The following is a 20425-nucleotide window of genomic DNA, read 5'->3' on the forward strand; positions in this document are numbered from 1 at the left end:
GTGGTCACACCCGTTCCCATGCCGAACACGGAAGTTAAGCACTTGAACGCCGAAAGTAGTTGGGGGCTTCCCCCTGTGAGGATAGGACGTTGCCAGGCACTTGACCGATCTGCAGATTGCAGGTCGGTCTTTTTGTGTAGTCCTTTTAGATAAGAAAGAAAAAAACTGACGAATGGATGTCAATCCGCCATCACGTCAGTTTAAGCGAAGCATCTAGATTAAAAAGAAGGGGTTGTGCTAAGAAGACGAGGCGTGACTTGGCGTAAGAGCGCTGCAGCACGTGCTTCAAGAGGTGTTGGTAATTGATTCAGGGAGAAATACTGTAAGTCGAGACTCTCTCCGTCCGTCATTTGTAAGGTACCCGATACGTCTTTTGCTTGAAAGAGATGGATCACACTGTAGGTTTGATCGCCATTTGGATAACGGAAGAAGTAATCAGGACCCGAGAAGACGTCTAGCAGCTGAACGCTGCGTGCTTGAAGTCCGGTTTCTTCCTGCAACTCGCGCATCGCAACTTCTTCAAGTGTCTCACCTGGTTCCATCGAACCACCGGGGAGTCCCCAACTGTGTGTATCCGAACGATATTGAAATAGCAGTTCATGTTGTGAATTCATGACGAGTACGGTCGCACCCACGCTGATCAACGGTCGGTTGCCTACGATCTTTCGTAAATCTAATAAGTATCCCATCTGCTCACTCCTTTCGTATCAGTATAGAAGAATATTCATTATGACAGTTAGTAAAAAGAAATAAGGCAAAAAGACTTGCCAATTTAAAAGACGCATGTTATATTAATATCTGTCGAAACGTTATATCATCGCGGGGTGGAGCAGTCTGGTAGCTCGTTGGGCTCATAACCCAAAGGTCGTCGGTTCAAATCCGGCCCCCGCAACCAATTTTTAAATAATCAAATCCGAAACGTTTATCGTCGCGGGGTGGAGCAGTCTGGTAGCTCGTTGGGCTCATAACCCAAAGGTCGTCGGTTCAAATCCGGCCCCCGCAACCAATTTTAAACTTAACTTCAACTTTACTACGAAACGTTCAGCGTTTCGTATTTTTTTTTGCCTTTTTCGTTCGGTACAATAGAGAAGGACGAACAGTACGTATTAAAGGAGGAGACATCGTATGATAGAACTGGAAATGAACAGCTTGGAAGAAACGACTGCCTTGGCCCTTGAACTCGGACGACGTGCTGAAGCGGGAATGGTCATTACGCTCGATGGGGATTTAGGTGCTGGGAAAACGACCTTTACGCAAAGCTTTGCGAAAGGGTTAGGTGTGACGCGTCACGTCAACAGCCCTACCTTTACGATCATGAAAGTCTATACGGGACGTCTTCCTCTTTATCACATGGATGTCTATCGCTTGGAAGGTTCCGGTGATGATATCGGACTTGAAGAATATTTGAACGGTGAAGGCGTCGCCGTCGTCGAGTGGTCTGAATTGATCGCGGACAGCCTCCCACCTGAACGTTTGGCAATCACGATCACGCGAACGGGTGATGATAGTCGACGTTTTGAGCTGACGCCGATCGGAGAACGATACATTACATTATGTGAGGGATTGAAATCATGAAAATCGTAGCTATTGATACATCGACGAAACAATTATCGGTTGCTCTTTCAGACGGGAAACAGATCGTAGCAGAAGCTTCTTATGTCACGTTCTTGAATCATGCGACGAAACTCATGCCGTTGCTTGAGCGCTTGATGGTGGAAGCAAAATGGACACCGGCTCAACTGACACGTGTCGTCGTTGCTGACGGTCCTGGTTCTTATACCGGATTACGGATTGGAGCGACGACAGCGAAGACGCTCGCCTATACACTGGGCATCGAGCTCGTTGCCATCTCGACACTTGAACTGATGGCGGCTTCGACAGGTCATACGGGACGTGTCGCAGCAATTCAAGATGCGCGGCGTGGAGCAGGGTTTGTCGGAGTGTACGACGCCGGGAAACGAATCGGTGAAGAACAGCATGTCGAGATCGCTTCTTTTGTGAAGACGTTACCGCCAGATACGCTCGTCACAGGAGACGTCGATGCGTTCGAAGAGATTCTTCAGCCATTTGAAAAGGCGGCTCCTGCTTTCCGGACTCCACGTGCCGGTGTACTCGCTTTACTCGGTGCAACACGCCAGACGGTCGAAGCGCATGCGTTCGAACCACGATACCTGCGTCTAGCTGAAGCAGAGGCGAAATGGATTGAGGCACAGCGTCATGAGTAAGGGCATTCGTCGGATGACCGTACAGGACGCTGCAGGTGTTCATGCGGTTGAACTCGAATCGTTTGCGACACCGTGGACGCTAGATGCCTTCGAAGCGGAAATGACACAAAATCCGAATGCCTATTATGTCGTTGCCGATCAAGATGGTATCGTTGGGTTTGCTGGTCTGTGGCATATCGCGGATGAAGGACATATTACGAATATTGCCGTCAAGCAGTCGCATCGCGGACAAGGGTTCGGGGAAGATCTGCTAACGGCATTGATCGCCGTCGGTCGTGCGCTTAGTTTGCGGGCGATGACACTCGAAGTACGTGTCTCGAACACACCAGCGCGGACTTTATATGAAAAACTCGGATTTCAGTATGTCGGTGTCCGAAAACGATATTATCAAGATAACAATGAAGATGCTGCCATCTACTGGCTGGAGCTGGAGGGAGAAGACCTATGACACAACCATTGATTCTAGCAATTGAATCGAGTTGCGACGAAACGGCAGCTGCCGTCGTCCGTGGAGGAATCGACGTCTTATCGAACGTCGTCTCGTCTCAAATCGAAAGTCATAAACGATTCGGTGGCGTCGTGCCTGAAGTGGCTTCACGCCATCACGTTGAACGGATCACATACGTCATCGATGATGCTTTGACGGAAGCAAACGTCACGATCGACGATATCGATGCGATCGCCGTCACGGAAGGACCTGGACTCGTTGGAGCACTGCTCGTTGGTGTCAGCGCAGCGAAGGCACTCGCCTTTGCTCACAATAAACCATTGATCGGTGTTCATCATATCGCAGGTCATATCTATGCGAATCGTCTCGTGCAAGAGCTTGAGTTTCCGCTCGTCTGTTTGATTGCATCAGGTGGGCACACGGAACTGATCTACATGCCGGAAGACGGTGTATATGAAGTCATTGGTGAAACACGGGATGACGCCGCCGGGGAAGCATATGATAAAGTTGCTCGGACGTTGAAGTTACCGTATCCAGGTGGTCCACGAATCGACCAGTTGGCACAGACTGGTCAGGATACGTTCCATTTTCCACGTGTCTGGCTCGAAAAGGATTCGTATGACTTTAGCTTCAGCGGTTTGAAGTCAGCAGTCATCAATGCTGTGCATAACGCCGAACAACGGGGAGAAACGATCATCCCGGAAGATTTAGCTGCGAGTTTCCAAGCGAGCGTCGTCGAGGTACTCGTGACGAAGGCGGTCCGTGCCGTGAAGGATAAAGGGGGACGTCAATTACTGCTTGCTGGTGGCGTCGCTGCCAACAAAGGATTACGCCAAGGTCTCGAAGCAGCGTGTGCGAAGGAAGGAATCGATCTCGTCATTCCGCCGATGCACCTGTGTGGAGACAATGCAGCGATGATCGGAGCGGCTGCGATTCATCCGTATCGCGCGTTACGCTATTCGACACTTGCCATGAACGCAGAACCTGGGCTAGATTTAAAGTAAGGAATCCGAACAACTTGGGGGAAATGGAATGAAAAAAGTCATCATCGCATTGTTAGCGGTACTGGTCATCGTCGCGATCGGACTTCAGATCCGAGAAATCGTCAACGCATACCAAGTCGCCTATAAGGAAGAACTCGTACCCGATAAAAAAGCGGTCGAGACGAATACGAAACAACGTCCACTTTACGAAATCGGACGAGCAGAAGGGGAAAAGACCCGGATTCAAAAGTTATATGCTTTTGATCAGACAGTCAATGGTAAGCTCAGTAACGTCGTCATCGTCGATCGGAAGTATGGTTTAACGAACAAGGCGAGTGATGATTATTTCATGATTGCTTCCGGAACACCAGTGACGGATCAAGAAAAGAAGTCATTCGAACCAATGATTCAAAAGATGGATGCAGAACAAGTCCAAGCCGAGGTCATCTCAAAGCATGAGGTGACGGCTGTCGAGAACAATAAAAAACGGACGTTGACGTTATTTAAGGTCTTCTATAAGGATACGGATCAAAACGAATACCTCTTCTTCATCGAAAAAGAAGGCGGTCTGAAACTCGATCTATTCAAGAAGGGTTACTCACGTTTGTCTAATTACTAAATCCATGAAAACAGCGGATTCCTAAATAGGAGTCCGCTGTTGTTCGTTCATTGCCATTCAGTGATACCCGTCAAGTCATCATAGATACGATCGGGATCGAGATTCAATTCCTCGACCGGAAGTCCATTTCGATTGATCCATGCCGTTTTGAAGCCGAAACTCTTCGCCCCGGTGATGTCCCAACCGTTCGAGGACATGAAGAGGATTTCCTCGCGTTTTAGACCGAGCGTGTTTAAGGCATGCATATAGGATGCAGGTGCTGGCTTATACTGTTTGATATCATCGACACTGACGAGATGTTCGAACCGATCGGCTAAGCCTGACTGCTCAATCAGCGGATCGAGCATATCATGGGAACCATTCGAGAAGACGACTAGGCGCTTGTCCGCCATCGTCTCGAGAACGGAGCTAACTTCGGGATATACATTAAGCGTCAGGTACGTCTCCATTAAGGTCGTGATTTGTTCCTCGGTCACATGGAGCTTCAGTTCGAGTAACGTATAGCGGAGAGCATCTTGTGTCACTTGGCTGAACGGCACATACTGTCCGTTCAATTGTCGGAGGAAAGAGTACTCCAGTTGTTTCTCCCGCCAGCGTTTGCTGATCGCTTCTCCGTGACCCGGGTAAAGTTCTTCGGCTTTTTCTTTGACGGAATGGACATCGAATAATGTACCGTAGACGTCAAAGACAAGTGCTTGAATCGTCATAAAACATTCATCTCACTTTCATAGAGTCTGTTTTAACGATTCCCTTACAGTACGGATTCAAACGACACTCAAGAATGAACCTGTCGTAAAAAGCGATGAAACGTCTGTGCGAATGCGCGGCAAGCGGCCTGTTTCTCCGGGGTATTCGGATCAAACTCAATCTTCAAGCCATCCGTGACGAGGGTCGCCCCAGCTTCTTTTAACGCGTCTTCAATCAAATCAACCGCTGCGCAGTACTTCGGATAATCAAGATCCCCCGAACCAAAAGCAGCAGCCGGTATCCCGTCTAAGGATTGTTCCCGTAGCTCCTCGACGAAGTCTTCTGCTTCATACGGTAAATCACCGTCTCCCCATGTATATGAGCCGAGTAATAGACCATCAAAACGTGATAAGTCCTCCCCGACGAATTGATCTAGTTCCGTGATCGTCACGTCGACATCGTGTTGCTCGAGTTCATGTTGAATGAGCGAGACGATATCTTCCGTATTACCGGACATGCTGACGAATCCAATCGCGATATGCATGCATCTTCCTCCTTTCACTGTACTTCTCTACTTTAATTGATAATGATTATCAATGTCAAAGGACATATAAAAAAGCACCTTCCAAAGAAGATGCTTTTCTATACATTAGTCTTGTAGTTCGGCCCATTCCTCAATGGAACGAATGACCGGTTCGAGTTGGCGCCCTTTGTCGGTCAAACTGTATTGAATCTTAATCGGACGATCGGGAATGACAGTCCGGATGACGATGCCTTCCGCTTCGAGCTCCTTCATACGTTCCGTGAGCATACGACCTGATAATTCGGGAATGGCATCTTGAATCTCATTGAAACGACATGTCTTCGTCAACAAGTGACGCAAAATCAGACCCGTCCATTTCTTACCTAAGATTTCAAAGGCATGTTCGACTTTGGGACAAAGAGCCGGTTGGATTGCGACTTCTTCCATCAGCACTCATCCTTTCTATAGTTGTAGTATACCCGCTTCTGCTAAAAAAATCGAATCATTTTACTTAATGTAACGTCTTGAACTAAAACAAATCTATTTACTTTTAGTAAGTGATAAGATATAGTCTGTTTATTGAGTTACTTAAAGTAACTAAAATACATTAGGTAAAAGGAGAAGAGAGAAATGATGGATACAGGACTTTTAATTATTCGTTTAATCATCGGCTTAACATTCGCTGCACACGGGACACAAAAATTATTTGGTTGGTTCGGCGGACACGGAATCGCTGGAACAGGCGGTTGGTTCGAATCGATCGGCATGAAGCCAGGGAAGGCACTCGCGATTACAGCGGGTCTTGCTGAATTGATCGGCGGCTTATTGTTCGCAGGAGGCGTATTCCTCTGGATCGCAGCGCTCCTCATCATTGGATCGATGCTTGTCGCGATCGTTAAAGTACACGGTGCGAATGGTTACTGGGTGACGCAGAACGGGTACGAATACAACATGGCATTGATCGTCATCGCCCTTGGTGTAGCGATGATCGGTGCTGGAGACTATTCACTCGCTGCACTCATCGGGTGAGGAAAAAGGTGGGTCATTCATGAAGTTCGAGGCATCAACGCTTAGCGCAAAAGACAATTATAAATTACTGATCGGAAGCATCATTCCGCGTCCGATTGCTTTCGTAACAACGCAAGGAGAAGACGGGACGGTCAACGCCGCACCGTTTTCCTTCTTTACGGTCGCATCAAGCAGTCCGCCACAACTGGTGATTGCCGTACAACGGACGGATCAGGGTCAGAAGGATACGGCACGTAACATCTTGGCGAAACAAAGTTATGTCATCCATATCGTCAGCGAAGAGATCGTCGACGCAGTCAATGAGACAGCAGCGCCACTTGCTTATGGTGAAAGTGAGCTCGAACGGACGGATTTGACGCTCGTCGATAGTGACGCGATCGAAGTACCTGGAATCGCCGAAGCGAAAATCCGCTTCGAGATGCGCTTGACGCAACATGTCGAGCTAGAAGGTGCCGATCTTTTGATTGGGGAAGTACTGCGTTATCACGTCGCGGATGAACTCGTCGAGTCGTTCCGGATTGACGCAGCAGGATTGAAGGCTGTCGCTCGTTTAGCAGGGAATGATTATGCGACGATCGGGAAGACGTTTACGATTGCCCGACCGACAAAATGATAGTAGTGTGAATGCTTGATTCATCGTACGATCTATTTTGACGAGGAACGTTTCGATTCAAACGAAAAGGAGTGGAGAGACCGGTCTAGCTACCGGAATCTCCACTCCTTTTTCTCATGTCGTTCATCTGATTAAGCGATCGGACTTCAAGGTTGCGGATCGATTTCGTTTGAAGAGGCTTCAAGACCATGACGTTTACTGTACTGATAGCCATCGAGCAAATAAAAGACGATCGCGAGTGCCCAAATGCCGACACAGCTGATCAAGAAAGCGGTGAGCGGTGAGACACTACCGTAATACGATAAGATCAACGGGTCAGTGAGTTCGACGAATAGCTGTGTCGTCAGGAGCGTACAGCATAATCCCGAAAGTAAACTGACGAAAAGACCGCTCCATGTCTGGATGACGAGACCGATCATACAAGAAATCAGGAGGAACAAAGGAAGCGCGGCATTAAAAGCATCCGGCCGGATGAAGGTGGACACGTAGTCCGCATACATCGGTACGAAATAAAGGATGCCGGATAGCAGTCCTTGAATCAAGTTAATGAAAAAACTTTTCGTCCGCATCAGTGTTGGTTCTCCCATCGTTCCATCAATTCGAGCAGATCGACATCAATCTGGTCACGTTCTGCTGAAAGAGCTGTCGCTTTCGGAATATCATTGAAGACTTCCGGTTCACAGAGTAATTGTTCAATTTCTGCCGAACGCTGTTCGAGCCGCTCGATGTCTTGTTCAAGTTGCTCAATCTGCTGACGGCGCTTGCGTTCTTCTTTCTGTGCTTCCTTGTCGATCGTCTTCGACGCAGTGACCTTTGCGGCTTTTGCTTCCTCTGCTTCAAGACGCGCAATCTCTTCTTGCTCCGCCTTTTTCTCCGTGTAGTACGAATAATCACCGAGGTATTCCGTCACGCCGGCTTCACTCATCTCGATGACGCGGGTCGCGATCCGGTCAATGAAGTAACGGTCGTGGGAGACGAATAGCAATGTCCCTTCGTAGTCGACGAGGGCGTTTTCAAGGACCATCTTCGAATCCAGATCCAAGTGGTTCGTCGGCTCATCGAGGACAAGGACGTTCGTCTTCCGGAGTTTCAGTTTCGCGAGCGCGAGACGTCCGCGTTCGCCACCGGATAACTCATGGACGATCTTGAAAACATCGTCACCGCTAAACAAGAATTGCCCGAGGACAGACCGGACTTCTTGTTCACGCATCAGTGGCCATTCGTTCCAAATCTCATCAATGACACGGTTCCGATCATTGAGTTCCGCCTGCTCTTGATCGTAATATCCGATCGAGACGCCGGTTCCGAAACGGAAATCACCGAAGAGGGGGCGTAAGCGACCGACGAGGACTTTTAAGAGCGTCGACTTCCCGATTCCATTCGGTCCGACGAGTGCCAGTGATTCACCGCGTTGCAAGCGGAAGGTGATGTCTTTTGAGACAGCTTCTTCGTAACCGATCGCCAATTGATTGACTTGAAGAACGTCATTCCCGCTCTGTTTTTCAATCGGGAAGGACAGGACCGTGCTACGCTCATCCCCATCTGGTCGGTCGAGCCGGTCGACCTTCTCGAGCCGCTTCCGGACACTTTGGGCACGTTTTGTCGTCGTCGCCCGGGCGATGTTCCGTTGAATGAAGTCCTGCATCTTCGCGATCTCTTCTTGCTGCTGTTCAAACTGCTTCATTTCCTGATCGTATAAGGCCGCTTTTTGCTCCAAGTACTTCGTATAGTTCCCCGTGAACTTACGACAGACATTGCGCGACAGTTCGTAGACGACATTGACGACTTGGTCGAGGAAGTACCGGTCGTGCGAGACGATCAGGACGGCACCACGATAACCACCGAGGTAGCTTTCAAGCCAAGCAAGCGTATCGATATCGAGGTGGTTGGTCGGCTCATCGAGAATGAGGAGCTCTGGTGCTTGCAGGAGCATCTTTGCTAAGGCAAGCCGTGTCCGTTGACCACCGGATAATGTCTGAATCCGGCGCGAGTAATCATCCGGATAAAAGCGCATGCCGTGCAAAACGGAGCGGATATTCGCTTCGAACTGATAACCACCGGCTTCTGAGAAGTCGTGTTGCGCTTGATCGTACGTCTTCAAGAGACGATCGTAAGCGACCGGGTCGTTCAAGATATGCTCCATGCCCATTTCGATTTCCATCCGGCGCAGTGTTCGTTCTTGTTCCTGGAGATGTTCGAAGACGGTCAGCATCTCGTTCCAGATCGTCTCATTCGATTCGAGACCACTGTCTTGCGCGAGATAACCGATTTTGACATCCTTGCCTTTCATGATGTCGCCCGAGTCATGACTGAGTTCACCAGCGATGATTTTGAGCAAGGTCGATTTACCGGCACCGTTTCGTCCGACGAGCGCAATCCGATCTCGCTCTTGTACTTCCAGTTTGATATTTTCTAAAATCGGCTCGACGCCGAATGATTTCGAGAGTTGATTGACTTGTAAGAGTATCATTTCCATCCATCCTTCCACCCTTTAGTCTATCACGAACAAAAGCGCAAGGTCCTGCGGAATATATTATTTGTGACTCTATGTGAAGTGGTTTACAATCAAGGAGAGTAGAAAGCTTTTTGCAAAGATTTGGGTGCCACGATGGATGTGGCCGAAGGGGGAACTGCAGGATGAATGGACCAGACACAAAAATTCCACAAGCGACAGCAAAACGGTTGCCGCTATATTATCGCTTCATCCAAAGTTTATACAATTCAGGCAAGCTCCGCGTCTCTTCTGCTGAGTTAAGCGAGGCGGTGAAGGTTGATTCAGCAACGATTCGTCGCGATTTTTCCTACTTTGGGGCATTAGGGAAGAAGGGGTATGGGTATAACGTTCAACATCTCTTAACGTTTTTCCGCAAAACCTTGAATCAAGATGAGGTGACGAATGTTGCCTTAATCGGGGTCGGTCATCTCGGAACAGCGTTTGCAAATTATAACTTTTTAAAGAATAATAGTACTCGGATAGTCGTTGCGTTTGATGCGGACGAAGAGAAGGTCGGAACAACGACGCATGACGTTCCAATCTATCATGTTTCGGACATGAAAGAACAAATCGAAGCGAATCAGGTCGATGTTGCCATCTTGACGGTTCCATCGCAGTTCGCACAGTCAGTAGCGGATGAGTTAGTCGAGTATGGTGTGACAGGCATCCTGAACTTTACGCCAGCGCGGTTGAACGTGCCAGCGAGCGTCCGGGTCCATCACATCGATTTATCGATCGAGTTGCAGTCGTTAGTTTATTTCATGAAGCATTATTCGCAATCAGCTGAAGGAGTGAAATCATAATGGAAAACCTTATCCCGCTCACACTAGGTATCGGACCAGCGAGCATCGGATTAATCGCGGTCGTCGCGTTGATCATCTTCGGACCGAAGAAGTTACCAGAATTCGGACGCGCTGCGGGTCAGACATTGAAAGAGTTCAAGAATGCCACGAACGGCATCATGGACGACGATAAAAAGGACGAACCGAAAGAGAAGTGATTGAATCATGACGGTTGATCAAGAGCAAAGCATGACGTCGCACCTTGACGAACTGCGCAAGCGGATCGTCTGGTCGCTTATCATCGTCGTCGTCCTGTTCGCTGTCGCATTTCCGCTCGTCCGACCGCTCGTTCGCTTCTTGCAAGCGGACTTAAAAGAGCTCGGCATCGGTTTGAATGCCTTCAACGTCGCCGATCCTTTAATGTTGTATTTGAATCTTGCGTTCATCATTGCGCTGATTTTAGCGTCACCGTTCTGGATGTATCAACTCTGGGCATTCGTCCGACCAGGACTTTATGACAAGGAGCAAAAAGCGACATTGACGTATATTCCGGTCATCTTCTTTCTATTTTTGGCTGGCGTAGCCTTCTCGTATTTCTGGTTGCTTCCCTTCTTGCTTGAAGTCTCAACAGATCTCGGGAAAGAGCTCGGAATCGAACAAGTCATTGGAGTCGAGAACTACTTCAGTTTCTTAATCCGATTGACGATGCCGTTCGGTCTTCTGTTCCAATTGCCGGTCGTGACGATGTTCCTGACGCGTCTTGGTCTCGTGACGCCATATTTCATGCGAAAGAATCGGAAATATGCGTACTTTGTGCTGTTCGTCGTTGCGGCATTGATCGCACCGCCGGATGTGACGTCACACTTGATGATCTCGGTGCCATTGTTCGTTCTCTATGAGATCAGCATCTTGATTTCTGCGCGGACGTACAAAAAGGTCTTGATCCTCGAGCAACAGGCAGAGCTTGAACGACAGGCGGACTTGATGCGTGAATTGAATAAATGAATCGTGAATTCCTTCCGACGATTTTGGAAGGGATTCTTTTTTATGAAAGCGTTCTTTTTATATTGATAAAGCAGTTAGTGATGCGTATACTAAAGATAATTCATGGGGGCTTAGCTCAGCTGGGAGAGCGTTTGGCTGGCAGCCAAAAGGTCGTCGGTTCGATCCCGATAGTCTCCACCAATACCAAATATCTAACTCCTCGAAGCGTCGAGGAGTTTTTATTTTACTCCCAGTTAAATTCCTTACAAATATAAAATGTCATGTAAAACAAATAAATTAAAAAAATAGACAAATATAAATTGTTTATTTCCATTAAATTCATTAAACTAAATATACAGAATTTTCGTTTAACTGTTTTATCAGTAGTACTACTATGGTTTTACAGAAAAGGGGAAAACGAACGCATGAAGAAGAAGATTGCACTTATGGCAGCCGTCTTAATGACGTCTTCCAATCTAGTCAGTGCGCAAGGTGCACTGTCGTCGCAAGACAAAGCAACGGGTCAAAAACCGCAAGCGCTCTCGCTGAAGAAATCGGGGCAAGAGAAGAACTACAAACAATCGGATAAAGTCCGTGTCGTCATCGAGATGGAAGAGAAGCCGGCGATTCAAATCGCCCAGGCTCAAAACAAGCGGTATAGCACATTGAGCAATGCCGAAAAAGAGTCGATCAAAGATCGCCTCGTCAGCGTCCAAAAATCGGTCAAGTCAGCCATCGCTAAAAAATCAATTCCCGTTACATATAAGGAGAGCTTCACGACCGTCATCAACGGATTCAGTGGTGAAGTTAAGTTCGGCGACATCGAAGACATTAAAAAACTCAACGGAGTCAAGAGCGTACATATCGCCCATGAATACGCGCGTCCGGAAGTTGCTAAAGGTGCAAAGCCAGACATGCTGTACAGCAAGGACATGGTCAATGCGAAGGAAACATGGCAGGACTATGGTTTTAAAGGGGAAGGAACAATCGTTGCCGTCATCGATACGGGAATCGATCCATCGCATAAGGACATGGTCTTGAGCCCTGAGACGAAGATCGATTTGACTTCTTCGAAAGTCGATAGTGCGAAAGAAACAAAAGGTTTAAAAGGAAAATACTTCACGGAAAAAGTACCGTACGGCTATAACTATGCCGATCACGATAGCGAAATCCGTGATTTAGGTGCGGGCGCATCGATGCACGGGATGCACGTCGCGGGTACGGTCGGAGCAAACGGCGATGAAGCAAACGGCGGCATCAAAGGGGTCGCTCCGGAAACACAACTCCTCGCGATGAAAGTCTTCGGAAACGATCCAGGAATGCCATCGACATTCAGCGATATCTACATTAAAGCGATCGATGATGCGATTGCACTCGGAGCCGATGTCATCAACATGAGTCTCGGATCGACGGCATCGTTCGTCAATGCAGATGATCCAGAACAACGTGCAATCGTCAACGCGATGAACAACGGTATCTTGTGTGCGATTTCTGCTGGTAACTCGGCATTCGCAGGTCATGGTGCAGGTAACCCGTACACAGCGAACCCGGATATCGGTGTCGTCGGTGCCCCAGGTTTAACGAGCCAAGCACTCCAAGTCGCATCACTCGAAAATACGAAATTGACACTCGAAGGCATGGCGCTGACGATTGACGGTCAGGATGCTGGTTATTTGGCATACCAAAAACAAGATTCACCGAATCCGATTGCTGTCTTCGATAAAGAGAAGAAGGATGTCGTCTATGTCGGTGACGGTCAAGCTTCGAACTACGAAGGCAAAGACGTCAAAGGGAAAGTCGTCTTCGTCGTGCGTAACGGTGGTTTCAACTACGGTATGATCCAAGCAGAAGCTGAGAAGCAAGGGGCAGCAGGTGTCATCGTCCGCGGTCGAGTCGATCATGGGGATTACGTCAGCATGGCGCTCAACAATCCGACGATTCCACTCGTCACGCTTAGCATCGCAGACGGAAACGATCTTGAAGCAAAAGCAAAAGAGGGCAAGGCAATCGCTGTCACGTTCGACGGAAAAGCAGTCTCAGCCGATAACCCGGTCGCAGGACAAATGTCTGACTTCACGTCTTGGGGTGTCACACCAAGCCTTGACTTCAAGCCAGAAATCACGGCACCAGGTGGAAAAATCTACTCAACGCTCAACGATAATGAGTATGGTGTCATGAGTGGAACATCGATGGCGGCACCACACGTTGCTGGTGGAACGGCACTCGTCATGCAACGGATCGCGAAGGACTTTAAAGTCGATGGTGCGACACGCGTTAAGCTCGCGAAGAACATCTTGATGAACACGTCGCGTCCGCAACTCGATCAAGGAAAATACAATGCGCAGCTAAAAACAGGCAACTTCTACTCCCCACGTCGTGAGGGAGCTGGATTGATGGATCTTCGTGCTGCCATGAAGACACCAGTCGTCGTCACAGAGACGAAGTCGGGTGAAGGTAAGGCATCCTTGAAGGAAGTCGGCGAGAAGTTCACGTTCACGCTTGATTTGAAAAACTACAGCAGTGAAAAAGTGACATATAAGTTAGCCGGAACGGTTCAATCGGATCTCGGTGCAGAAGGATCGAACTTCCTCGAAGCAAACGGCATCTTTAAAAAGGGAACGATCGGTACAGTGGATGCAAACAAAGGCACATATCCGATCTCATTCGCAGTTGGCTCGAAGAAAGCAAGTTCGGTCTCGATTAATCCGAAGAGCTCAACGAAAGTCAGTGTATCGGTCGATCTGAAGGATACAACGGACTGGGCAAACGAACTTCCGCTCGAACAAGTCTTTGAGAACGGCTACTTCGTCGAAGGATTCGTCCGTCTGATCGATACGAAGAGTAAGAATCCAGAATTGACGGTTCCTTACGTTGGCTTTAAAGGAAAATGGGATCAAGCTCCGATTCTAGACGCACCATTGTACGATGAAGACAACACGTTCTATGGTTTGACAGGTCTAGCGACAGAAGTGAAGGATAACTTCGAATTCCTTGGCGCAAACGCTGCTGGAGATGTCGTCGCGAACAAAGTTTCGTTCTCACCAAACAACGATGGTAGCGCAGATGAAGCCTTCCCGATCATCTCGTTCCTCCGTAATGCGAAAAAAGTCGAGTACTCGATTCTTGACCGGAATAAAGCAACGCTTCAGAAGCTCGATACGCAAACGGACGTCGTCAAGAACTACTACGATAGCGGTTCAGAGGACGGATACACACCAGTCACAAGCGCTGCTTGGGACGGAACGATCAACGGGAAACCGGTCAAGGATGGTCTTTACTACTACAAAGTCAAATCCGTGATCGATTATCCGAATGCAAAATGGCAGTCGAATCTCTTCCCAGTCTATATCGATACGAAAAAACCAGCTGCAACTGTGAAGTGGGATGCGTCGAAATCAACGCTCTCGTGGACAGCAGGTGACCAAGGAACAGGTGTCGCGTCATACGATATTCTCGTCAATGGTAAGAGTGTCTTGAAACAACCGCTTGCTGCAACAGAAAAAGCGTACACGTTGACGGATCTTCCAGAGCGCGCGAAGATTGCCTTCGTCGTGAAGGATTATGCAGGAAACAGTGTGAAAAAAGACGTCAACACGACAGGTGTCGATAAAGCGGTACCGAACGTTCAAATCGATACACCAGTCGCACTTGGTCTTGCGACATCAAAAGTCATCAACATCGCAGGTCACGTCTCTGATGAATCAGGCATCAAATCGTTCAAAATCAATGGTAAATCTGTCAAACTTCGCTTCGATGCGGCCCAACAAAACTATGCGTTCAGCCACGACGTGACGTATACGACGGATGGCGTCAAGTCATTCAAGGTCGAAGCGTACGATGGTAAAGGAAACCGTGTGGCGTTCAGTCGTCAAGTCATCATCGACACAGAATTACCGACGATTCGCGTCACAGCACCAAAAACCGTTTCAAGCAAAACAAAAACAGCTGAGATGAAGATCGTTCTTCGCGATAACTACAGCGAATTACGCTTTGACTTCAACGGTAGCGCGGAATACCGCCGGACGTTCAAAGAGCCGTACGAGATGAAAGCCTTCAAAAAGACAATCACGAAAAAAGTGACGCTCAAGAAGGGGAAAAACACGTACAACTTGAAACTGAAGGACCTCGGTGGACACGTTGTTACGAAAACAGTCGTCATCACGAAAAAATAAGAAACAAAAGATGAAGCCAGGCGGAAATCCGTCTGGCTTTTCTTGCGTGCCGAAGCGCCTTGAAGGGTTTATGAGACGAGAAGAGGGGGAATTTTAAGAACAGAAACAAGTCAGAGGGGGAACAACCATGAATCCGTTCACGACCTTAATCGCCTTCATTGTAGGGTGTCTCGTCTTATATCTCGGTATCCGCGACAAAAACGGCTGGCTGATCGGTGTCGCGATGATACCGCTCGCGATCGTTGCCTATAGCGTCATCTATCTGATCATCCAGGTCAGTGCGTAGTCTTCATGGAAGATGTCTTACCCTAAGCGGTAGGACATCTTTTTTTTTGAAATTCGTACTACAGATGAAACCGATCCAGTAAAATGTAAGTATATAACAGTATAGAGAGGTGGATGATCATGGAACACGTACATACACAAACGGATGCCTTAGCGGCGCTATACAAAGAGATGCACCAAAAGACACAGACCGGCATGTGGGTCATGCTTGCGGCATTCTTAGCGCTCAGTAACACACTCGAGAAACCGATCTACGCGATGATCGTCCCGTTATTGTATTTTGGTTACGATATGTTCGTACAACGCAAGCGGTTCGCGCTTGTTGCGGAATATACATCAGAGACTTCTGCAAGACGGCTTTATCACGTGCATGTGTTGATCGGTATCTTACAATACGGAGCGCTTGCCGGTCTAATTGTCTGGGCAGCCGATCGCCCGAACACGTCTTTTTTGCTCGGTCTGATCATCATCGTCATTCCGTTCTACTGGATCTGTCGAAAAACGTTAGAGTTCATCTCACGAAAGATTGATCCAACGTATATCACGGAAAAAGAAATTCACAAAGCGCGCTAAAGGAGAAGGTACTATGCAAACGGCTCGTGAAGAACGTCTACAAAAACTTGCGCTCGCGTACCGGGATGTCGAGTGGCTCGGCACACGCTGGTACTGGAACGTGCTCTTATTCATAACAGTTGGTATCCTGATCGAGTGGACCGATATCCCCTTGTTGATTTTGACGATTCCAGCCCTTTTTCTCGGCTCTGATTTTCGCTACCAACTAAAAAAACGAAAAATTTTAGACGGATATATCTCAAAAGCGCAGGTCCGTCGCCAATTTTTACTACGCATTGGTAGTCACGTCCTGCTGTATGCGATCTTAACGATCGTCATCACCCAGACGATCGAGGGACCGTTCTGGCAGATGCTTGTGGCAATTTTTACGATTTTAACACCGCTCTATTTCATCAGCGAATGGATCATCCGACGCGACGGAGCGCGTGATCCCGATTATATCAGTGACGGAGAAGTAGCCCGCTTCGTCAGACAGAAAGGAACATCGAAATGGAACACCTATTCGAGCGACAAGCACGTCTGAATGTAATGAAACGTCCGGTGCGTGTCGTCGCCTATTTCTTTTTGATTCCTGGATTAATTTGTGCAGTATTTGCTTGGTTTATGACGTCAATTGCATCTGTCTTTCTCCCAATCATGCTCTCTTGTTTTTGCGCGACGGCAGTCGCTCGAGAAATTGTTCGGCTACGGCTCATGAAGTCGTATTTAACACCGACTATCTATCAACAAACTGTTCAAAAGGTCGCTCGTCTGACAATCATTGGTTATGTCGTAGCGGGGCTGATTTACTTTGTTATGCAGTCGACTCCAAGTGCCTCTGGTTATTTATTTGGCATCTTCCTCTTTTGGGTTGGTGGAGTCAGTCTAGGTGTCACTCGACTAAACCGGTTAGCCAAACAAATCGATCCCGCGTACGTCTCGATGGGAGAAATCGAACGTGCGTGGTGGAAACGGTAAAGCAAAAAATCCGCATCCATTCGGCAAAAGACGCTGATTGATGCGGATTTTTGATTATTTCTTCAACAGTAGATAGATGAAGTACGGTGCTCCAATCAAGGCGACGACGATCCCAGCCGGTACACCGTCTGGTCCCGCGATGTTGCGCCCGATCGTATCAGCGAACGCAAGCAACCAGCCGCCGAGCAAGAGGGCAATTGGCAGGAAGAATTGATGCCGTGGTCCGACGAGCGCGCGGGCGATATGCGGCGCCATTAAACCGATGAAGGAAATCCCACCGGTGACAGAGACGGCAGCAGCGGCGAGCGCAACAGCTGTCAACAAGAGTTGGATCCGTTCTTTTTCAATCGCGACACCGACACCGATCGCGACCGGTTCATTCAAGGCAAGCAGATTGAGCTTATTCGCTTTATAGAACGTCAGCGGAATCAAGACGAGTAACCACGGTAACAGCGAGTAGACGAAGATCCAGTCTGTTCCCCAAATGTTACCAGCGAGCCATTTGGCGATGAAGTCGACCTTTTCACGACGCGTCGATGAAATCAGGATGACCATGATTCCAGACAGTGCCATCGAGAAGCCGACACCCGTTAAGATCAAGCGGATCGGCTGGAGTCCTTGGACGCGGTCGTACGAGAACAGGTAGATCGCTGTCGCGGTGACGAGTGCACCGAAGAAGGCAGCAATCGGTAACAGATAGATGAATGACCCGACATCGGTCGGGAAGTACAGGAAGAACAAGGCGACGGCGACGCCAGCTCCCGTATTGATGCCGATGATACCAGGATCAGCGAGTTCATTGCGGGTGATGCCTTGTAAGATTGCACCCGATAAGGCGAGCGCCATTCCTGCCATGACGGTGATGAGCAGTCGGGGTAAGCGGAGCGAATAGAGGACGAACTCCTCTTTGAACGATCCGTTTCCAAGTAACGTCGGCAGTAAACGATCGTACGAGAGAGAAGCAGGTCCAAGACCGATGCTGACGACGAGTGTTGCGATCAATAGTGCCAGTAACGTCCAAAACGTCAGTTGCTGGCGACGGCGTAAACGAGATTCCATCATGAGAAAGCACGCCCTCCTTTCCGAACGATTAAGAGGAAGAATGGTAGCCCGAGCATCGAGACGATTGCGATGACTGGCGTTTCATAGGGCGCGTACAGCGTCCGTCCGATCGTATCGGCAAGCAACATGAACGTCGCACCAAAGATCGCAGTCATCGGCAGGATGAATCGATAGTCCGTTCCGACGATCGCACGGACGATATGCGGAATCATCAGCCCGATGAATGCCATGTTACCGACGAGTGCTACGGCAGCGCCAGCAAGCAGGATGACGACGACGTAGAGGACCGCTTTGATCCGCTGGATGTTCTGTCCGAGACCGAGTGCGACTTCTTCCGATAGACTGAGAATCGTCAATTGTCGTGAGAAAATGAACGCAATCACGATTCCAATGGCGATGACTGGCGCGATGACTTGCAGTTGTCCCCATGTCGACCCGACGAGTCCCCCGGACGTCCATTGTGAAACATCTTGAGCAATCTTGAAGTAAATCCCGATGCCTTCCGCAATCGCATACAGAAACGCTGAGATCGCGGAACCGGCAAGGACGATCCGGAGCGGGGAAAAGCCGCCTTTTTTCGAAGCGCCGATTCCAAAGACAAGTGCTGCCCCGAGTGCTGCTCCGACGAAACACGCGATCATGATGCCGAAGTAGTCAATTTTCGGGAACAGGACGATGACGAGCGCGAGTGCCGCATTTGCACCCGCTGTCAGACCGAGTAGACCAGGATCGGCGAGGGGATTGCGTGTCATCGCTTGCATGATGGCACCTGAGACACCGAGTGCCGCTCCAACAAGGATCGCTGCCAGTTCCCGTGGCAAGCGGATTTCCTGGACGATTTTTGCTTTTTCATTCAACGGTCCGAACGTCAAAGCGTTCCAGACTTCGCGCGTTGTCGTATCGGCGGCACCGAACGTCATCGCGATCCAGAACATCCCGAAAAAGAGGACGAGACCGAGTGTGATTTTAATGCCGAACGGAATTCGACCAGCTGACATGAATGTCGCCTCCATTTCTGATTCAGTGAGTGAGCCACAAAAAAAGGAAGGGATCCCGCAGGTTCCCTCCCTTATTCATTATGCACCAAGGAAACTTTTCTTGAAGAACTCGAGTTGACGTTCGAGTGTGAGCGGATCGTTGAAGTAGAACTCTTTTGAATCGACTTCGAAGACACGATCGTTTTTAACGGCTGGAATGTTCTTGAACGTATCCGTTTTCGTGAATGAGTTGTCCGCTTCCGCACTCTTACTGAAGACGAGGTAGTCGCCTGCGTATTCAGGAAGGACTTCTGGTGACAACGCGTAGTATCCGTCTTTTAATGCCATCTTCGTGACTTTATCCGGCATTTTCAATTTCATTTCCTGATAGAGAATCTCTGTTCCACGACCCCAGTTATCGCCGAAGACGTAGAGTTGTTTATCGAAGCTTTCGATGACAGAAACAGTAGCATCTTCACCGATTTTTGCTTTGATGTCTTTACCGGCAGCAGCAGCACGTGTTTTGAAGTCTTTGACCCAGTCGCGTGCTTCTTGCTCTTTGTTGAGCAATTTACCGATTTCGATGTGTTGCGTCAAGTAGTCGACTTTTCCGTATGTGTACGTAACTGTCGGAGCAATCTTTTTGATTTTATCGAGGTTTTTCGTTGTTGAGTAGCCGATGATCAAATCGGGTTCGAGTTCGATGATTTTTTCAACGTTCTCTTCCGATACTTCCGTGACATCTTTGAGTTTGTCGAACTTCGGATTCGCTTTTGACCACGAATCGACACCAACGACAGGAACGTCTAGTGCCATGACGTTACCAGCGAACCCAGCGAGGACGACGACACGTTTTGGATTAGCTGGAACTTTAATGTCACCATTCTCCGATTTGTACGTGATCGTCTCGTTTTTCGACCCAGACGCTGCGTCGTCTTTTTTCTCCGTATTGCCACACGCTGCGATGACGAGCGTGAGAATGAGTAGAACCGGTAAAAGTAGTTTCTTCATG

At 48.6% G+C, this 20425-nt stretch carries 24 protein-coding genes, 3 tRNA genes and 1 rRNA gene; 19 read left to right on the plus strand and 9 right to left on the minus strand.

Annotation, left to right across the window (positions count from 1 at the left end):
• A 5S ribosomal RNA gene (gene rrf, locus KNQ06_RS00005) occupies positions 1-98 on the plus strand; the annotation flags it as partial.
• Between the two features lie 120 nt (positions 99-218).
• Here rrf and KNQ06_RS00010 read toward each other — a convergent pair.
• Positions 219-689 (minus strand): NUDIX hydrolase, encoded by a 471-nt coding sequence (locus KNQ06_RS00010; protein WP_214724246.1) that lies wholly within the window; start codon positions 687-689, stop codon positions 219-221.
• A gap of 129 nt (positions 690-818) precedes the next feature.
• Between KNQ06_RS00010 and KNQ06_RS00015 the strand changes: the two genes are divergently transcribed.
• From KNQ06_RS00015 to KNQ06_RS00045, 7 genes are all read left to right on the plus strand, one after another.
• Positions 819-895 (plus strand) — tRNA-Met (locus tag KNQ06_RS00015).
• A 34-nt stretch (positions 896-929) separates the two neighbouring features.
• Positions 930-1006 (plus strand) — tRNA-Met (locus KNQ06_RS00020).
• Between the two features lie 119 nt (positions 1007-1125).
• Positions 1126-1575 (plus strand): tRNA (adenosine(37)-N6)-threonylcarbamoyltransferase complex ATPase subunit type 1 TsaE, encoded by a 450-nt coding sequence (gene tsaE, locus KNQ06_RS00025; protein WP_023469616.1) that lies wholly within the window; start codon positions 1126-1128, stop codon positions 1573-1575.
• Positions 1572-2225: a tRNA (adenosine(37)-N6)-threonylcarbamoyltransferase complex dimerization subunit type 1 TsaB gene (gene tsaB, locus KNQ06_RS00030; RefSeq protein ID WP_214724244.1), complete on the plus strand. Its 654-nt coding sequence runs from the start codon at positions 1572-1574 to the stop codon at positions 2223-2225. The genes tsaE and tsaB overlap by 4 nt, the downstream gene beginning before the upstream one ends.
• The gene (rimI, locus tag KNQ06_RS00035; RefSeq protein ID WP_214724242.1) at positions 2218-2673 is read left to right on the plus strand and encodes a ribosomal protein S18-alanine N-acetyltransferase; all 456 of its coding nucleotides are present in this window, start codon (positions 2218-2220) and stop codon (positions 2671-2673) included. Before tsaB ends, rimI begins: the two co-directional genes overlap by 8 nt.
• The gene (gene tsaD / locus KNQ06_RS00040) at positions 2670-3677 is read left to right on the plus strand and encodes a tRNA (adenosine(37)-N6)-threonylcarbamoyltransferase complex transferase subunit TsaD (protein ID WP_214724240.1); all 1008 of its coding nucleotides are present in this window, start codon (positions 2670-2672) and stop codon (positions 3675-3677) included. The genes rimI and tsaD overlap by 4 nt, the downstream gene beginning before the upstream one ends.
• 28 nt (positions 3678-3705) lie before the next feature.
• Positions 3706-4275, plus strand: a complete 570-nt coding sequence (locus tag KNQ06_RS00045; RefSeq protein WP_058704191.1) for a hypothetical protein — start codon at positions 3706-3708, stop codon at positions 4273-4275.
• Between the two features lie 47 nt (positions 4276-4322).
• Here the strand turns inward: KNQ06_RS00045 and KNQ06_RS00050 are convergent, their stop codons facing one another.
• From KNQ06_RS00050 to KNQ06_RS00060, 3 genes are all read right to left on the minus strand, one after another.
• Entirely contained in the window at positions 4323-4982 is a 660-nt protein-coding gene (locus tag KNQ06_RS00050; protein ID WP_149427970.1) for a haloacid dehalogenase type II, read from the minus strand.
• A 68-nt stretch (positions 4983-5050) separates the two neighbouring features.
• On the minus strand, positions 5051-5506 hold the full coding sequence (locus KNQ06_RS00055; protein ID WP_214771801.1) for a flavodoxin: 456 nt from the start codon (positions 5504-5506) through the stop codon (positions 5051-5053).
• Between the two features lie 105 nt (positions 5507-5611).
• On the minus strand, positions 5612-5932 hold the full coding sequence (locus KNQ06_RS00060; RefSeq protein ID WP_023469609.1) for a winged helix-turn-helix transcriptional regulator: 321 nt from the start codon (positions 5930-5932) through the stop codon (positions 5612-5614).
• A gap of 183 nt (positions 5933-6115) precedes the next feature.
• Between KNQ06_RS00060 and KNQ06_RS00065 the strand changes: the two genes are divergently transcribed.
• Together KNQ06_RS00065 and KNQ06_RS00070 are read left to right on the plus strand one after the other, a co-directional pair.
• Positions 6116-6514 (plus strand): DoxX family protein, encoded by a 399-nt coding sequence (locus tag KNQ06_RS00065; protein WP_023469608.1) that lies wholly within the window; start codon positions 6116-6118, stop codon positions 6512-6514.
• Between the two features lie 19 nt (positions 6515-6533).
• Positions 6534-7127 (plus strand): flavin reductase family protein, encoded by a 594-nt coding sequence (locus KNQ06_RS00070; RefSeq protein WP_058704188.1) that lies wholly within the window; start codon positions 6534-6536, stop codon positions 7125-7127.
• Between the two features lie 146 nt (positions 7128-7273).
• Here the strand turns inward: KNQ06_RS00070 and KNQ06_RS00075 are convergent, their stop codons facing one another.
• A complete protein-coding gene (locus tag KNQ06_RS00075) occupies positions 7274-7696 on the minus strand; it encodes a hypothetical protein (protein ID WP_029342827.1) in 423 nt (140 codons plus the stop codon).
• Positions 7696-9597 (minus strand): ATP-binding cassette domain-containing protein, encoded by a 1902-nt coding sequence (locus KNQ06_RS00080; protein WP_029342826.1) that lies wholly within the window; start codon positions 9595-9597, stop codon positions 7696-7698. Before KNQ06_RS00080 ends, KNQ06_RS00075 begins: the two co-directional genes overlap by 1 nt.
• A 167-nt stretch (positions 9598-9764) precedes the next feature.
• Between KNQ06_RS00080 and KNQ06_RS00085 the strand changes: the two genes are divergently transcribed.
• The 9 genes from KNQ06_RS00085 to KNQ06_RS00125 all read left to right on the plus strand — a co-directional run bounded on the left by KNQ06_RS00085 (position 9765) and on the right by KNQ06_RS00125 (position 17374).
• The gene (locus KNQ06_RS00085) at positions 9765-10424 is read left to right on the plus strand and encodes a redox-sensing transcriptional repressor Rex (protein ID WP_023469604.1); all 660 of its coding nucleotides are present in this window, start codon (positions 9765-9767) and stop codon (positions 10422-10424) included.
• Positions 10424-10621, plus strand: a complete 198-nt coding sequence (locus tag KNQ06_RS00090) for a twin-arginine translocase TatA/TatE family subunit (protein ID WP_029342825.1) — start codon at positions 10424-10426, stop codon at positions 10619-10621. Before KNQ06_RS00085 ends, KNQ06_RS00090 begins: the two co-directional genes overlap by 1 nt.
• Positions 10622-10628: 7 nt before the next feature.
• Positions 10629-11408 (plus strand): twin-arginine translocase subunit TatC, encoded by a 780-nt coding sequence (tatC, locus tag KNQ06_RS00095; protein ID WP_149427966.1) that lies wholly within the window; start codon positions 10629-10631, stop codon positions 11406-11408.
• A gap of 104 nt (positions 11409-11512) precedes the next feature.
• Positions 11513-11588, plus strand: a tRNA-Ala gene (locus KNQ06_RS00100).
• A gap of 224 nt (positions 11589-11812) precedes the next feature.
• Positions 11813-15559: a S8 family serine peptidase gene (locus KNQ06_RS00105; protein WP_149427965.1), complete on the plus strand. Its 3747-nt coding sequence runs from the start codon at positions 11813-11815 to the stop codon at positions 15557-15559.
• A gap of 127 nt (positions 15560-15686) precedes the next feature.
• Positions 15687-15845 carry a hypothetical protein gene (locus KNQ06_RS00110; protein ID WP_014971497.1) on the plus strand — a complete coding sequence of 53 codons (159 nt, stop codon included), beginning with the start codon at positions 15687-15689 and terminating at the stop codon, positions 15843-15845.
• Between the two features lie 119 nt (positions 15846-15964).
• Positions 15965-16417, plus strand: a complete 453-nt coding sequence (locus KNQ06_RS00115) for a hypothetical protein (RefSeq protein ID WP_149427964.1) — start codon at positions 15965-15967, stop codon at positions 16415-16417.
• Positions 16418-16430: 13 nt separating this feature from the next.
• A complete protein-coding gene (locus KNQ06_RS00120; protein ID WP_214724232.1) occupies positions 16431-16940 on the plus strand; it encodes a hypothetical protein in 510 nt (169 codons plus the stop codon).
• Entirely contained in the window at positions 16907-17374 is a 468-nt protein-coding gene (locus KNQ06_RS00125; RefSeq protein ID WP_149427962.1) for a hypothetical protein, read from the plus strand. The genes KNQ06_RS00120 and KNQ06_RS00125 overlap by 34 nt, the downstream gene beginning before the upstream one ends.
• Before the next feature lie 54 nt (positions 17375-17428).
• Here KNQ06_RS00125 and KNQ06_RS00130 read toward each other — a convergent pair whose 3' ends face one another.
• From KNQ06_RS00130 to KNQ06_RS00140, 3 genes are all read right to left on the minus strand, one after another.
• Positions 17429-18436, minus strand: a complete 1008-nt coding sequence (locus KNQ06_RS00130; RefSeq protein ID WP_023469597.1) for a FecCD family ABC transporter permease — start codon at positions 18434-18436, stop codon at positions 17429-17431.
• Positions 18433-19434, minus strand: coding sequence for a FecCD family ABC transporter permease (locus KNQ06_RS00135; protein ID WP_055969403.1), 1002 nt, complete (start codon positions 19432-19434; stop codon positions 18433-18435). The genes KNQ06_RS00130 and KNQ06_RS00135 overlap by 4 nt, the downstream gene beginning before the upstream one ends.
• Before the next feature lie 78 nt (positions 19435-19512).
• Positions 19513-20424 carry an iron-hydroxamate ABC transporter substrate-binding protein gene (locus KNQ06_RS00140; protein WP_055969400.1) on the minus strand — a complete coding sequence of 304 codons (912 nt, stop codon included), beginning with the start codon at positions 20422-20424 and terminating at the stop codon, positions 19513-19515.
• Position 20425 lies beyond the last annotated feature (1 nt).

It is taken from the genome of Exiguobacterium sp. s91 (assembly GCF_018618915.1).
GTDB lineage: Bacteria > Bacillota > Bacilli > Exiguobacteriales > Exiguobacteriaceae > Exiguobacterium_A > Exiguobacterium_A abrahamii.

What these genes read in the sequence shown, in the direction of transcription:
- KNQ06_RS00070 (WP_058704188.1), top strand. Translation starts at nt 6,534, where the DNA reads ATGAAGTTCGAGGCATCAACGCTTAGCGCAAAAGACAATTATAAATTA.
- KNQ06_RS00135 (WP_055969403.1), bottom strand. Translation starts at nt 19,434, where the DNA reads ATGTCAGCTGGTCGAATTCCGTTCGGCATTAAAATCACACTCGGTCTC.
- KNQ06_RS00050 (WP_149427970.1), bottom strand. Translation starts at nt 4,982, where the DNA reads ATGACGATTCAAGCACTTGTCTTTGACGTCTACGGTACATTATTCGAT.
- KNQ06_RS00090 (WP_029342825.1), top strand. Translation starts at nt 10,424, where the DNA reads ATGGAAAACCTTATCCCGCTCACACTAGGTATCGGACCAGCGAGCATC.
- KNQ06_RS00045 (WP_058704191.1), top strand. Translation starts at nt 3,706, where the DNA reads ATGAAAAAAGTCATCATCGCATTGTTAGCGGTACTGGTCATCGTCGCG.
- KNQ06_RS00065 (WP_023469608.1), top strand. Translation starts at nt 6,116, where the DNA reads ATGATGGATACAGGACTTTTAATTATTCGTTTAATCATCGGCTTAACA.
- KNQ06_RS00110 (WP_014971497.1), top strand. Translation starts at nt 15,687, where the DNA reads ATGAATCCGTTCACGACCTTAATCGCCTTCATTGTAGGGTGTCTCGTC.
- KNQ06_RS00130 (WP_023469597.1), bottom strand. Translation starts at nt 18,436, where the DNA reads ATGATGGAATCTCGTTTACGCCGTCGCCAGCAACTGACGTTTTGGACG.
- KNQ06_RS00080 (WP_029342826.1), bottom strand. Translation starts at nt 9,597, where the DNA reads ATGATACTCTTACAAGTCAATCAACTCTCGAAATCATTCGGCGTCGAG.
- rimI (WP_214724242.1), top strand. Translation starts at nt 2,218, where the DNA reads ATGAGTAAGGGCATTCGTCGGATGACCGTACAGGACGCTGCAGGTGTT.
- KNQ06_RS00055 (WP_214771801.1), bottom strand. Translation starts at nt 5,506, where the DNA reads ATGCATATCGCGATTGGATTCGTCAGCATGTCCGGTAATACGGAAGAT.
- KNQ06_RS00125 (WP_149427962.1), top strand. Translation starts at nt 16,907, where the DNA reads ATGGAACACCTATTCGAGCGACAAGCACGTCTGAATGTAATGAAACGT.
- tsaB (WP_214724244.1), top strand. Translation starts at nt 1,572, where the DNA reads ATGAAAATCGTAGCTATTGATACATCGACGAAACAATTATCGGTTGCT.
- KNQ06_RS00010 (WP_214724246.1), bottom strand. Translation starts at nt 689, where the DNA reads ATGGGATACTTATTAGATTTACGAAAGATCGTAGGCAACCGACCGTTG.
- KNQ06_RS00085 (WP_023469604.1), top strand. Translation starts at nt 9,765, where the DNA reads ATGAATGGACCAGACACAAAAATTCCACAAGCGACAGCAAAACGGTTG.
- KNQ06_RS00105 (WP_149427965.1), top strand. Translation starts at nt 11,813, where the DNA reads ATGAAGAAGAAGATTGCACTTATGGCAGCCGTCTTAATGACGTCTTCC.
- KNQ06_RS00120 (WP_214724232.1), top strand. Translation starts at nt 16,431, where the DNA reads ATGCAAACGGCTCGTGAAGAACGTCTACAAAAACTTGCGCTCGCGTAC.
- KNQ06_RS00140 (WP_055969400.1), bottom strand. Translation starts at nt 20,424, where the DNA reads ATGAAGAAACTACTTTTACCGGTTCTACTCATTCTCACGCTCGTCATC.
- KNQ06_RS00060 (WP_023469609.1), bottom strand. Translation starts at nt 5,932, where the DNA reads ATGGAAGAAGTCGCAATCCAACCGGCTCTTTGTCCCAAAGTCGAACAT.
- tatC (WP_149427966.1), top strand. Translation starts at nt 10,629, where the DNA reads ATGACGGTTGATCAAGAGCAAAGCATGACGTCGCACCTTGACGAACTG.
- KNQ06_RS00115 (WP_149427964.1), top strand. Translation starts at nt 15,965, where the DNA reads ATGGAACACGTACATACACAAACGGATGCCTTAGCGGCGCTATACAAA.
- tsaD (WP_214724240.1), top strand. Translation starts at nt 2,670, where the DNA reads ATGACACAACCATTGATTCTAGCAATTGAATCGAGTTGCGACGAAACG.
- KNQ06_RS00075 (WP_029342827.1), bottom strand. Translation starts at nt 7,696, where the DNA reads ATGCGGACGAAAAGTTTTTTCATTAACTTGATTCAAGGACTGCTATCC.
- tsaE (WP_023469616.1), top strand. Translation starts at nt 1,126, where the DNA reads ATGATAGAACTGGAAATGAACAGCTTGGAAGAAACGACTGCCTTGGCC.